This is a genomic window from Zhongshania sp. (genome assembly GCF_041623545.1).
In the GTDB taxonomy this organism is placed as follows: domain Bacteria; phylum Pseudomonadota; class Gammaproteobacteria; order Pseudomonadales; family Spongiibacteraceae; genus Spongiibacter.
This window is the reverse complement of record NZ_JBFJWS010000076.1, coordinates 1-11,822: the sequence shown is the minus strand read 5'-3', so window position 1 is coordinate 11,822 and position 11,822 is coordinate 1. Positions and strand designations below refer to the sequence as shown.

14 protein-coding genes are annotated in these 11,822 nt (G+C 51.9%); 7 read left to right on the top strand and 7 right to left on the bottom strand.

Annotated elements, in window-relative coordinates; all coding sequences use genetic code 11:
* The coding region (locus ABYT30_RS09280) for an SDR family oxidoreductase (RefSeq protein ID WP_373096164.1) at window positions 1-301 on the top strand (301 nt) is incomplete at its 5' end.
* Between the two features lie 93 nt (window positions 302-394).
* On the opposite strand, the gene ABYT30_RS09275 is transcribed toward ABYT30_RS09280, so the two are convergent.
* From ABYT30_RS09275 to ABYT30_RS09250, 6 genes are all read right to left on the bottom strand, one after another.
* Window positions 395-715 carry a 2Fe-2S iron-sulfur cluster-binding protein gene (locus ABYT30_RS09275; protein WP_373096162.1) on the bottom strand — a complete coding sequence of 107 codons (321 nt, stop codon included), beginning with the start codon at window positions 713-715 and terminating at the stop codon, window positions 395-397.
* 102 nt (window positions 716-817) lie between these two features.
* Entirely contained in the window at window positions 818-2,023 is a 1,206-nt protein-coding gene (locus ABYT30_RS09270; protein ID WP_373082236.1) for a cytochrome P450, read from the bottom strand.
* A 222-nt stretch (window positions 2,024-2,245) separates the two neighbouring features.
* The gene (locus tag ABYT30_RS09265; RefSeq protein WP_373082238.1) at window positions 2,246-3,493 is read right to left on the bottom strand and encodes an MBL fold metallo-hydrolase; all 1,248 of its coding nucleotides are present in this window, start codon (window positions 3,491-3,493) and stop codon (window positions 2,246-2,248) included.
* 4 nt (window positions 3,494-3,497) lie between these two features.
* Window positions 3,498-4,508, bottom strand: coding sequence for a zinc-binding dehydrogenase (locus ABYT30_RS09260; RefSeq protein WP_373082241.1), 1,011 nt, complete (start codon window positions 4,506-4,508; stop codon window positions 3,498-3,500).
* Between the two features lie 41 nt (window positions 4,509-4,549).
* Complete coding sequence (locus ABYT30_RS09255) at window positions 4,550-5,371, bottom strand: SDR family NAD(P)-dependent oxidoreductase (protein WP_373082243.1); 822 nt, start codon at window positions 5,369-5,371, stop codon at window positions 4,550-4,552.
* A gap of 191 nt (window positions 5,372-5,562) precedes the next feature.
* Complete coding sequence (locus ABYT30_RS09250; RefSeq protein ID WP_373096161.1) at window positions 5,563-5,985, bottom strand: hypothetical protein; 423 nt, start codon at window positions 5,983-5,985, stop codon at window positions 5,563-5,565.
* Between the two features lie 290 nt (window positions 5,986-6,275).
* On the opposite strand from ABYT30_RS09250, the gene ABYT30_RS09245 reads away from it, so the two are divergent.
* From ABYT30_RS09245 to ABYT30_RS09235, 3 genes are all read left to right on the top strand, one after another.
* Window positions 6,276-7,427: a sulfotransferase gene (locus tag ABYT30_RS09245; protein WP_373096159.1), complete on the top strand. Its 1,152-nt coding sequence runs from the start codon at window positions 6,276-6,278 to the stop codon at window positions 7,425-7,427.
* Window positions 7,428-7,703: 276 nt separating this feature from the next.
* Window positions 7,704-8,474, top strand: a complete 771-nt coding sequence (locus ABYT30_RS09240; protein ID WP_373096157.1) for an SDR family NAD(P)-dependent oxidoreductase — start codon at window positions 7,704-7,706, stop codon at window positions 8,472-8,474.
* A gap of 44 nt (window positions 8,475-8,518) precedes the next feature.
* The gene (locus tag ABYT30_RS09235; RefSeq protein WP_373083199.1) at window positions 8,519-8,953 is read left to right on the top strand and encodes a nuclear transport factor 2 family protein; all 435 of its coding nucleotides are present in this window, start codon (window positions 8,519-8,521) and stop codon (window positions 8,951-8,953) included.
* Window positions 8,954-8,973: 20 nt separating this feature from the next.
* Here ABYT30_RS09235 and ABYT30_RS09230 read toward each other — a convergent pair whose 3' ends face one another.
* On the bottom strand, window positions 8,974-9,528 hold the full coding sequence (locus ABYT30_RS09230) for a VOC family protein (protein ID WP_373083200.1): 555 nt from the start codon (window positions 9,526-9,528) through the stop codon (window positions 8,974-8,976).
* 180 nt (window positions 9,529-9,708) lie between these two features.
* Between ABYT30_RS09230 and ABYT30_RS09225 the strand changes: the two genes are divergently transcribed.
* The 3 genes from ABYT30_RS09225 to ABYT30_RS09215 form a co-directional block, all read left to right on the top strand.
* Entirely contained in the window at window positions 9,709-10,302 is a 594-nt protein-coding gene (locus ABYT30_RS09225) for a TetR/AcrR family transcriptional regulator (protein ID WP_373096156.1), read from the top strand.
* 75 nt (window positions 10,303-10,377) lie between these two features.
* On the top strand, window positions 10,378-11,244 hold the full coding sequence (locus ABYT30_RS09220; RefSeq protein WP_373096154.1) for a helix-turn-helix transcriptional regulator: 867 nt from the start codon (window positions 10,378-10,380) through the stop codon (window positions 11,242-11,244).
* Window positions 11,245-11,313: 69 nt separating this feature from the next.
* The coding region (locus ABYT30_RS09215) for an SDR family NAD(P)-dependent oxidoreductase (RefSeq protein ID WP_373096152.1) at window positions 11,314-11,822 on the top strand (509 nt) is incomplete at its 3' end.

Here is an 11,822-nt window from a genome sequence, read left to right as displayed (position 1 = left end):
GGGCCAGGCGGCCTACTCGGCCTCTAAGGCTGCTGTTGTCGGTATGACCTTAACAATAGCGCGGGATTTGGCGCGGGAAAGTATTCGGGTTAACAGCATTCAGCCGGGTATTTTTAACACCCCAGCCATGGCGCGGGCGACTCCAGAAATGAAGGAAGCCCTTGGTAAAATGGTTCCTCACCCGCCTCGTATGGGGCACTCGGATGAGTATGCAAGTATGGCCTTGGAAATGGTTCGCAATGGTTATATTAACGGTGAAACAGTGCGCTTAGACGGTGCTATTCGGATGCAGCCACGTTAGTTTTTGATTGACGTTTAGACTGAAGGAGCTAACCCCGCGTGGTTAGCTCCTTGTAATGCTGTCTCGTGGTTTTAACCGGTTGCGCGATGGGTATTAAAACTGACTTTCTGGCAATCTCACAATCATCCCTTCGAGATCGGCGCTCACCTTGAGCTGGCAAGACAGGCGACTATTGGCCTGTGGCTGGCAGACTTCTTCAAGCAAAATTTCCTCCATTTCAGACTTGTCGCCAAGTTTGTTCAGCCATTCTGGTTCAACGTAAACATGGCAGGTTGCGCAGGAGCACGCGCCGCCGCAATCCGCAGTAATGCCCTGTACGCTATTGTCGACGGCACCCTGCATGATTGATGTGCCTATCTCTAAATCGAGCACGTGTTCTTCGCCGGTGAATTCAATATAGGTGATTTTCGCCATCTGCTTAGATGATCCTGTCTGATTAAATGCGGTCAGTTTAATTACTGTGAAGCTTGTCAGCAAAAATAAGGTGGCCCTATAGGATTAGGGCCACCTCGTTGCTTACCGTGTAAAGGTGGGAAGTGTGTCCCAGCCTCTGGTGGTGGTAGAGGATGACAATTTTGCATTGTCAGTATCTACCGTCCAGTTGGGGAAGCGCTTTAGGATTTCATGCAGTGCGACCCGCCCCTCGACCCGCGCCAAGGCGGCACCAAGGCAGGAGTGAATACCTCGGCCAAAGGTGATGTGGGGTGACCCTTTGCGATGAATATCAAAGCGATCGCCGTCGGGGAAGCGTTGGTTGTCGCGGTTGGCCGAGGCCAATAGGAACAACATCACACTGTTCGCAGGGACAATCTGACCACGTATCTCAACGTCTTGGGTAACATGCCTGGCCACTGACGGCCCCGGTGGCTCAAAGCGCAAGATTTCTTCGATAGTCGCGGGAATTAAGCTTGGGTCTGCCGCGACTTGTTTACGCTGCTCGGGGTGATCGCCGAGGATTTTCCCCGACCAGCCGATCAAACGTGAGGTTGTTTCATTGCCCGCTCCGGCGAGCACATTGACAAAGATGAGAATCTCTTCACGAGTGAGGCGCCGCTTGATACCTTTAGCGTCGGTAAACTCCACGCCAAGCAGTTCGGTCATTAAATCGTCACCGGGGTTTTTGGCGCGCCAATCTAAATATTCCTCAAAGCCTTCACCCGTCATATTGGCCTGTTCGGCCTCCATGGGTTTGCCAGTTTCGGTATGGAGCGCAGCTTCAACTTGGTCGCGAACTTTGTCGCGGGCTTCGTCGGGTATGCCTAGCAACATACCGATTACGCCGCCGGGCAGTTTGTCGCCGAGGTCGGCGATAAAATCAAATTTATCTGAGCCGATCATCGGGTCTAGGCAGCGAGCGCAGTAGGCGCGAATTTGATCCTCAAGGGCATTCATGCGCTTTGGCGTAAATACTCTGGTGACGACACTGCGGTAGGCGGTATGAAGTGGGGGATCATGCCATATAAACATGCCGTCGGGCACATCCATATCGGCGCGAATAAATTCCATAACGTCGCTGCGCGCGGAACTGAAAATTTGGGTATTGGCGAAGTGGGCGTCAATATCCGCAAATTGGCTCAGTGCGTAAAAGTCGTATTCTTTGTTGTAATAAAGTGGGGCTTCTTCGCGGAGGCGTTTAAATGTGGGATAGGGATTTTCGTTCAAATCAGGACGGTAGGGATCCCAGTAAACTTGGTCCTGCAGACTGCTTGCGTTTTCGCTCATAGTTAGTGTCTCGTCTTGTTTTTATATGAACCACTATGGTTCACAATAATCAGGCGAGATGTGAGTGTCAAGCTATCTCTAGGATATTTGCTAGGAGAAGGTCGACTAAGCTGGGCACGCTTTGCGTGAGTGAAGATCCGCCCCTCTATTTGCCTAGGGGGCGAAAGGTAAATGTAGATCGCTAAATCTGTTTACATCGTTGGCCAGTGATTTTAGAACTGCTTATACGGCGCTGGCCAATGCGGTTTCAACGGCAGTAATCTCCGATTTGAGCCACATTACTTCACTTAAGTTGTTGCCGCCGGACAAGCTTAGCAGCTGGGATAGCGCGTCTTTTTTGGTACTAAGGGCAAGGCTGTTACTGGGCTCTGCGCCCAGGGCTATATCGAGCAGATGTATCGCTTCCAGTGGCTTTGATTCGGCCACTTTTTGTGCGGCGCGATGCGCAAGGGCATTTGAGCCACCCGCTAATTGGGCCAAATCCCCGTCAATGCTACTGCGGGGAACTCCGTACATTGACGTGGTAGAGTCGTGGTGGAACCAGCCGGAATGCTCCTCCCAGATGGTGCGAACCGCCCAGCTAACCTTGCCGTGAAATTCAGCAATTTTTAGTTCGTCCGGCAGGGTGATTTCGCGCATGAGGCTATGTACGTCTTTGCCAGCGTTCATACCGGCGATGGTCGCTTCTTTGACGTAGCTGACCGCGGCGTGCAATTTGTCGAGATCCTTGCGAATTTTCTCTGCGCCGCGGATGGGCTCGCCGTGGCCGGTAATTAATAGTTCAGCGTTTAGTTGTCGTATGTCGTTTAAGGAGTCTAAAAAACGCTGGGCTGACCGAGGTTTGTCGCCGCGCAGGGTGCATAAGTTTGGCATTGACATAAACACTGGCCCGAACAAATTGCCGGTGAACACAACGCGTTCATTGGGTAGCCACACGCAAAGCGAGTCTAATGCTTCTCCGCCGGGAGTGGAGATAAGCTCAAATTGACGGCCGGCAATGTCCATTGTCTGGCGGCCACTGCTGGTAATGTCTGGGATGATTGTTGGTACTACGATGCCTTCGCGCTTAATGGTCCCTGTCCATAATTTTCCGGAGCGGCGACCAAGATAAGGCATGAGCTCAGTGAAAAAATTGCAGGTCTCAGTAAAGCGTTGCTCGGCGATGACCTTGGTGTCGGCTTCGCGTAGCTCAGGCACGCCACCGTAGTGGTCGGCGTGGCCTTGGGTGAGAATAATGGCTCGCAGTGGCCCGCTGCGCTTTGCTGAAAATACCGCCTTATTGCGCGGTGCGCTGTTCATGAAGCCCGCATTGATCAGCACGTCGCCGTCGGGGCAAGTGACGAGGTAGGCGTTGGATATATCCTTGGCCATAAAGATGAAGTCGTTAATGACCTCGGCTTCGGTTTGTTGATCACCTGCCTGAACCAGGGCGGCAAGCATGGGCTGGTCGCCCTTGGCATTGGTGCTCACAATATCAATCCTCGTTGATGTTGATCATGACCTTGCAGGATTGCGGGGTCGCGGCAATTTTTAGACCTTCCATGACCTCGCTCAGGGGCAAGCGGTGGCTGATCATACTGGCAATTTTGTCTTTTAGCCTTGGCATTGCGGCAATGACGTCGGGCATTTCAGTGGGGTAGCCCATGGCTGTGGTGATCGTCATTTCGCTGGTAAGCATGCGGCCGGCAGGAAATTCAATCGGCTTCATGTGCGCGGCGGTAATGACCATGCGGGAATGAAATTTGGCCATTGCGATAACGTCGGAGAGGATATTCGGTGCTCCAGCGGCGTCAATATAGGCGTCGGTGCCCACGCCTACTCGGCCATAAGAAGGCACTTCACCGTGCAGTTTGGCCAGCTCAGCGCGTAAGTCTACTTGGCTTGGGTCAAGGGCAGCTTGGGCGCCCAGTGCCATTGCCCGCTCGCGCCGCTCTGGCGAGAGGTCTAAGGCGACCACATCGCGGATGCCGCGATCGACTAGCCAGAGCACCATGCCTAGGCCAATTGGCCCACAGCCGAAGACCACGACTTTGTCGCCAGCGTTGACGTTTGCACGGTTAACGCCGTGCATAGCCACCGCCAAAGGCTCGCACATGGCGGCAATTTCATAAGAGATGTCATTGGGAATGGGCAGAATAGATGCGCCCAAGCGTGCTTCGCGCACTAATAATTCTTCGGTGAAGGCGCCCTCTGGACCGCCGCTGCCGATATTGCTGGGAGTCATCATTGGGTTGACAATGACGCGGTCGCCAACAGCAATGCCTTCGACCTTGGCGCCTACTTCCATGACTTCGCCAGCGCCTTCGTGGCCCAATGGGGTGATGGTGCCGGGGGTGGGGATGCCACCGATTTTGATGTAGGAGAGGTCGCTGCCACAAATCCCGCACGCCTTCATTTTAACAACAAGGTCAGACGGCCCAGTCGCGGGCCTTTGGTAGTCGTCGAGCCTTGCGTCCCCGGAACCGTGGATTTTTAATAAGTGCATGATAACGCTCCTATGTATTGGTTAAGTGCGAAATCGCGTGATTAAAACGCGTAGGCTGGGTAAATCAGGCTGCCACCGTCAATCACAATGGTGTCGCCAGTATGGAAGGACGAGGCGTCGCTGCATAAATAGGCGCCGATGCCTTCAAAGTCGTCGGGGGAACCGACCCGGTGAATGGGGGTTTTGGCTGAAAAATGGGAGTCGACAAAGGCCATGCGTTTGGCCATTTCCTCATCGACTTCACCGTCGCCGCCAATATTGGTTTTAACATAGCCGGGTGCAATGGTATTGGCACGGATTTCATACTTGCCGAGCTCCGCTGCCATACCGCGTACCACCGCGCCCATGCCACCTTTGGAGGCGGCATAATTGTTGATACCCGCGATGCCTTGAAACATGGATAAACTACCGCAGTAAACTAAGGAACCGCCGGGTTCGCCAGCTTCGGCGCGTTTGACCATTTGCTTGGCGCCCTCGCGGAGGGTGAAGAAAGCGCCATGTAAATTCACATTGAGTAGGTCGTGCCATTCTGCTGAGTCTAGGCTAAGCACTGAGCGCGATTTTGAGGCCCGCCCGGAGTTCGCGAAGACGCAATCAATGCGGCCAAAATCGGCAATGAGTTGTTCGTAACCATCAATAATGGCCTGTTCGGACGTAACGTCAACTTGGTAGCTAATTACTTGTCCTGCGCCGCAGGCTTCTAATTCGGCTTTGGCCGCAGCGTTCTTTTCAGCATTGCGGGCCCAAATAGCGATACTGCCACCTTGTTTGGCAATGCCTTTAGCAAATCCGAGGCCTAAACCGCTATTGCCGCCGGTGACGAGTGTTACTTTTCCCGTGAGGTCGAAGAGACTTTTAGTCATGTTTTATTCTCCTGTAGTGCCTCACTTCACGTTCGGCATCGTCGTCAGTCTTATAGCAGTATAGTGTCGGCTGCAAATTAGCTAGGCTCAAGAGTGAACAATATCGACAACGGGCCGCAATGCGCCGGGCGGGCCGCGGCGCGATTTAAGTGCAGTGATTAAGTTTGGCGGGAGGTCTTGTGCGATGGGGGTTAGTTGTTGGGCATAACTTCTAGGGCGGCTATTTCGCCGTGGGCATGATGAAGCTCTATGCCAAAGCGGCCGGAGTGTTTTGCCGTAAAGGCGAGGGTGGCGGTTTCCTTGGCCTTGAGCTTTAGGGTTAGATCGTAGCCATGAAGGTGCAGCTCATCGGCATGGTTAGATACAATATTGAGTTTAATTTCTTCGCCCTGCAGGACCTGTATTCGTTGCGGGCCAGATATCAGGGCGCCATCTTTAATACTAAGTTCAATTGTTCGTGGTGATGGGACTGACGTCGACTCTGCGTTTACTGTGTCGCTTTGGCTAACGGTTGCCTGAACCTTGGGAGGCTCGGCGGTGGGCTTTAATAATAAGAATAAAGCAGTTAGCGCGATGGCGGAAATAAGGATAAATATTAGGGCCCGATAATTCATTGCTGTCTCCAGTGCTTTCTTTGTGGCTATATGCTGGGTGTATCGCGCTATATTATTTTGACGAGGGGATTGTCTGGTTTTAGTTGGGCTAGAGTCAACACTCGACTGATTTCGTCTATTTGTCGTGATGGTAAGCAATACGGCCAGACGCAGACATTGTGGCCGAGACTCGAAGCCAACGTGTATTGCCTCTAACACTACAGCGACTCATCATAGTGTTCTAAGTCTGACTGCGTGTGCGTCAGCTATAGTAATAATAGATTTCTGAGCAGCTGAGAGGGTAATAGACCATGGCACAGCAATTTGTCGCGGATCAACTGATTGAGCAGGCACAAAAAGCCACCGGATTAGAAGAGTTTGATAGCAATAGTTATCGTGAAGGCCTCGATATTTTTCTTGGTGATGTCAATAAAAATACCGTACCGGAAGCCGCTGTTGAGCGCCTGGCCGGCGGTGTGGTAATGGCGCTGGCAAATCGTCTCAAAAGTACCGCCTATCTCAAGCAGCGCCCCGAACTATTGGCGCGACCAATCGAAAAACCCGTCTTTGTATTTGGTGTGCCGCGCACAGGCACCACGTTGCTAAGCAACTTGCTAGCTGCTGATCCAGCTCGTCGCTCGCCGCTCACCTGGGAAATCGACGATCCAGTGCCGCCGCCGACGTCGGCGACACTTTACAATGATCCGCGGGCGCTCGCGCGTTTGGAAATGGAGCGGCAAATGTTGGCTGCTCGGCCGGAAATGGGTAAGTACTACCGCAGTTCCGCAATTTACCCTAATGAATGTGTGTTCTTTATGGCGCACGACTTTAAAACCCTGATGTGGGAGTCCCGGGGGAAATTGCCAAATTACCGCGACTGGTTGCTTCAGACGGATATGACCTCAGCCTACGAATATCACAAGCGTTTCTTGCAAATGTTGCAGGCGGATGCGCCGGGCGTGTGGAATTTGAAAATGCCTTCCCACGCATTGTGGATCCCGACCCTGCTAAAAATTTATCCTGATGCGCGCTTAATTTGGACGCATCGTGATCCACTTACTGCGACAGGTTCGTTTTGCAGTTTACTGTCGCTAGCCCACCAAACCTTTTCTGGCGACGTCGACAAAGAGTACTTGGGGCAAAACTGTCTCTACCAAGCGCAACAACATGCAGAGCGAATCATGGATGCGCGGGATAAATTTGGCGAAGATCGGATAATCGATGTTCATTATTCTCAGTTAATGCAAAGCCCCATCGAAACCATGCGCGCGCTTTATAAGACGATGGGTGATGACTTTAGCGCTGAGGCGGAAGCGGGTATGCAGGCCTGGGTCGATGATAACCCCCAAGATAAATTCGGGCGCCACGAGTATAAGTTGGCTCAATATGGCTTAAGCGAAGCGAACGTGAGGAAGGCGTTCGAGCGCTATCAAGATCGCTACGATGTTGAAAGCGAAGGCTAATATTTTCTCTTTATAGTGGGCGCGCCATGCATCGATAAAGCATGGTGGCGTCCGATATCCCCTTCTGTTGATACAAAGATGGCAATCCGAAACTCCCAGCAGTGCCATCCTCTTTTCTATCACCCCTGTAGTGATTGCAGACGCCTTAGTGATTTTTCGGTACAGTACAACACTGATGCTTAATAGAGTGTGCTTAAATAATGATAAGTCAGGTATTCTGTTGTGCTGTTTCTTGTACGCGTGGCGGAACACTGGGCTAGCGAGGTTTTTTAATAAATGGACGAATCAGAGTTTACATTTCGGCTAGATGGCAAAGTAGCCGTGCTCACGGGCGGCGCCAGCGGTATTGGCGCGGGGATCGCCAGGGCCTTAGCGCAGGCGGGCGCCCATGTGGTGATTGCCGATATCGATCAGCAAGGCGCTGAGCGCCAAGTTGGCCTCTTAATAAATGACGGACTTAGCGCGTCGGCAATTGCACTTAACCTAGCTGACGAAAGCGCAATTATCGCTAGCTGTAAGGACATAGTCAGTCGTCATGGAGCCCCTTGGATTTTAGTGAATAACGCCGGTTTGCAGGATCGGGAGGCTCTGTTAGAGGGCTCATCTTCACATTGGGAGCGCATGCAACAAATCAATAGCCGAGGTCCGTTTTTTATGACCCGCGAGCTTGCTCAGACAATGGTGTCAGCGGGGCGGGGCGGTCGTATTGTCAATATCGCATCAGCGGCCTTGCGTGGCAGTATCGTTAAAGGTCTTGCTGCTTACACGGCTTCCAAGGGCGCCTTGTTAGGCTTAAGTCAGGCAAGCGCCTTTGAATTGGTTGAGCACGGCATAACCGTGAATACGGTATTGCCCGGTGGTGTGGCAACGCCGGGCGCAATTGCGGCAACAGGCCCAGTGCCGGAGGGGCCGGCGCGACGGCCTCCACCATTGGGGATGTGTGCTGCCGAGGATATTGCTGCGGCCGTGGTGTATTTTGCCAGCCCAGCGGCGCGGCGGGTGACGAATCAAGTCTTGGCGGTTGATGGCGGTTTTTCGGTCAGCTGAGATGGCCTTTGTTATACAAAGACACCAATTGCTAGAGAATACTCATGACAGACTGCACTACAATTGAAGATTGGATTGCGCTGAGCGAAGCGAAAGCTCGTTACTGCCGATTCCTAGATACCAAAGACTGGGCGAGCTTCACCGAACTGTTTACCGAAGATTACGAAATGGATGTTTCTGAGGGCTCGCAAGTACCTGTCATTCGCGGGCGCGCGGCGGCAATCAAACAAGTGCGTGCATCGATTGAAACCGCGCGAACCGCCCATCAGGTGCACTCACCTGAAATGGACATTAACGGTGACGAGGCCTCGGTTATTTGGGCTATGCAAGATCGAGTAGTGTGGGCTGAGGATAAGCCCTCCATTGTCGGCTATGGTCACTACCATGAGCGCTGGCGTAGGGAAGGTGGCGAGTGGAAAATCGCGGCACTCCGGCTTACCCGGCTGCATATGGATATTCTGCCGCCGAGCGCCACCTGAGCTTAGTTAGCGCTATAGGCTTAGCGCTTCAGCGTGGCCAGATCGTCGCCTAAACGGGTCATTGGGCGCAAGGGGTCTTGGCCGTCCCACATTTTATGGGCTGCTTGCATACCGGCAAAAGCCGCTTCAGTGTCCGCCTGTGATTCAATGAGTTCCAGGTGCTGGCCGCCGGGCAGATAGTTTTCGAGGTAGGCAAATTGTAGCCCGGTCGGCATTTTCCCGCGATGAATAAGCTTGTCCTCAAGTTTGTGTTCGGTCAGTAGTTGGTCGAGGTTGGGGATTAGCGTGGCGCAGTGATTGAGCTGGCCTGCGCCCTTTTGCAGTGCTTCATTATAAAAAGTATTCGCTTTGTTAATGGGCTGAATCAACTCAATTTGCATCGCGCCCCAGTAACCAAAGGCGAGCTTTAATTCGACTTCTTCAGGATTACCGCGATAGAAATAATTGTCGATGGTTTGGCTTTCGATAAGATAGAACGGGCCGGCACCTACGCGCGCTGCCCAATCGTGCGCCGCGTTCTCTAGATCTTCAACTACGTAACCCAACTGCATAATGTCGCCAAAACCTGCTGTCATGGGGGGTTCCTCTAATTGCTTGCATTGCCGCTGGGTTCAGCGAGGGATCTTTGTAATAGCAAAAATTACAACACTGTTGTTGTAATTACAACAACAGTGTTGTAATTTTGATTTATCCCTTACGTGGTGAGGGTTGCGCAGTATGCGTTTGAACTAGCTAGGCAGCGAAGACACTGACATATGACCGAGATTAGCGGTAAGGCCCCGAAGCGGCACAAATGTTATGAAGACAGTCATCGTGACATGATTGAAACTGCGGTGGGCTTGATCTCTGAAAAGGGATTGGAATCCTTGTCGATGGCGGGCGTCGCCAGGGTTATGGGGGTGAACCGGACCACGGTTTACTACCACTTTAAAAGCCGTGAGATGCTCGTTGAGGCCGTTAAGTGTTGGTCCTCAGCCCAGCTATCCAAAGCTTTTGAAATAGCCGGTCCGCAACAAGAACGTATTGACTATATCAACCGTTTTGTTTTGGAAAACCCCGAGTTAATTAAGTTGTGGATTGAGGATTTGGTTTCTCCCGGTGATATCCGTAATAGCTACCCCCACTGGGACGAGTTTGTTCGCGGCGTTGGCGAAAGCTTTAAGCGCAGATGCGACAACGATGTTATCGACGCCGAAGTATTTTGTGTGATGTTGTTAACCACCTCAATTATTGGCGTCAGGGTGTTTAAAAATAGTGTATGCCCTGAGGCCGACAATGAAACGGTTATTGCGCGCTTTCGTGGTGAAAATTTGCGCATGCTAAAAGCAGCGAATTTGCTCGTTATGTAATCGGGTAGCGGCTACGGGCCGAATTCTTTTATTCAGCGTTTATTTGCAAATAATAATGAAAGGAGTAAAAAGAAAATGCGACTCCAAAATACAGAGCTAATGCATGTCGAAGCAGAGCTGCGCGCGCCGGTGGCGTCGGCCCAGTTAGTGCGGTTCCATTTTGACAAGCCGATTAATACGCTAATGCATGATGATGGTAATTACCGTCTAGACCTTTGTCTCACACCTCGCCCCCAAAATGCCCGAGCTTGCTATCCAAATCGCTGGAATCCTAGCCGCTACGAGCGGATTGGTAATTTATTTGTGGTACCGCCGGGTGAGGCAATGATTGCCCGCAGCGACGATTGTGGTGAGCAATCTTCACTCGTTTGCCAACTTGCGCCGGAGCCTATGCGCAAACTGTTTGATACCAAGTTGGAGTGGACTGATAAGCGGCTATTGGCTGGTTTGGATATTCGCAATGCGAATATCCAAGGTTTGCTATTACGATTAGCGCAGGAGACGAAGCATCCGGGCTTTGCCAGTGAGATGTTAGTCGAATTGATCGGTGCGCAGCTTGCCATTGAGTTATCGCGTTACTGTTCGGATAGTGGCGAGTCAAATGTCGCCGGCGGTCTATCCTCATGGCGACTGCGAATTATTGATGAGCGCCTTCGTGAAATCGACAGCGTGCCGACGCTAACTGAACTGGCCGAGTTGTGCCGATTGTCGGTGCGTCAATTGACGCGGGGCTTTCGAGCCAGTCGCGGTTACTCAATTGGCGACTATGTCGCCGAATCCAGAATTGAACAAGCTAAGCGCCTATTGGCCACTGAGCAAAGCGTGAAAGCCATCGCTTATACCTTGGGATTTTCATCGCCGTCTAGTTTTTGTTATGCATTTCGTCGCGCTACGGGAGAGACCCCAGGCCAGTTTCGGCAAAGCTTGTTAAAGGCTCATTGACGAGTCGGCGTTAAAAGCCGATATGCCCTCGGTAAATTTAAATCAGATAGCGCATGTGGGAGTAGGAGAGTGAGTAAAAAATTAGCTAATCGCCGTGTTGTAATTACAGGCGCTGGCAGTGGTCTTGGTCAGACGAGTGCGCAATTATTTGCCCGTCAGGGCGCGGAATTAATTTTAGTCGACATCAATGCCAAGGGCATGGAAGAAACATCTGTTTTAGTCGAAAAGGAAGGCTCTCGCAGTACTAGCTATGTTTGTGATGTCGCAATCGAGAGCGAGATACAGCGTTTAGGTGAACAGCTGTGTAAAGCCTATCCCAAAATCGATGTCCTTTATAATAATGCCGGCATCGCCTACGGCGAAATCAACCAGATGGTCAATACGATTAATCAAGAAAAGTGGCTGCGTTATTTGGCGATCAATACCATTGCGCCCTTGTTGATTGCGGAGGTCTTGAGATCCTCTTTGGCTAGCGCCAAGGGGCTGATTATTAACCAATCTTCGATCGCTAGCTATGCGCCAGCGACCGTGTACGGAGTGACCAAAGCGGCGTTGAATTCGCTTACCTACGGTATGGC

Coding starts and splice junctions, on each gene's coding strand:
- ABYT30_RS09230 (WP_373083200.1), bottom strand. CDS start 9,528: ATGACAGCAGGTTTTGGCGACATTATGCAGTTGGGTTACGTAGTTGAA.
- ABYT30_RS09260 (WP_373082241.1), bottom strand. CDS start 4,508: ATGCACTTATTAAAAATCCACGGTTCCGGGGACGCAAGGCTCGACGAC.
- ABYT30_RS09235 (WP_373083199.1), top strand. CDS start 8,519: ATGACAGACTGCACTACAATTGAAGATTGGATTGCGCTGAGCGAAGCG.
- ABYT30_RS09220 (WP_373096154.1), top strand. CDS start 10,378: ATGCGACTCCAAAATACAGAGCTAATGCATGTCGAAGCAGAGCTGCGC.
- ABYT30_RS09255 (WP_373082243.1), bottom strand. CDS start 5,371: ATGACTAAAAGTCTCTTCGACCTCACGGGAAAAGTAACACTCGTCACC.
- ABYT30_RS09245 (WP_373096159.1), top strand. CDS start 6,276: ATGGCACAGCAATTTGTCGCGGATCAACTGATTGAGCAGGCACAAAAA.
- ABYT30_RS09250 (WP_373096161.1), bottom strand. CDS start 5,985: ATGAATTATCGGGCCCTAATATTTATCCTTATTTCCGCCATCGCGCTA.
- ABYT30_RS09270 (WP_373082236.1), bottom strand. CDS start 2,023: ATGAGCGAAAACGCAAGCAGTCTGCAGGACCAAGTTTACTGGGATCCC.
- ABYT30_RS09275 (WP_373096162.1), bottom strand. CDS start 715: ATGGCGAAAATCACCTATATTGAATTCACCGGCGAAGAACACGTGCTC.
- ABYT30_RS09225 (WP_373096156.1), top strand. CDS start 9,709: ATGACCGAGATTAGCGGTAAGGCCCCGAAGCGGCACAAATGTTATGAA.
- ABYT30_RS09240 (WP_373096157.1), top strand. CDS start 7,704: ATGGACGAATCAGAGTTTACATTTCGGCTAGATGGCAAAGTAGCCGTG.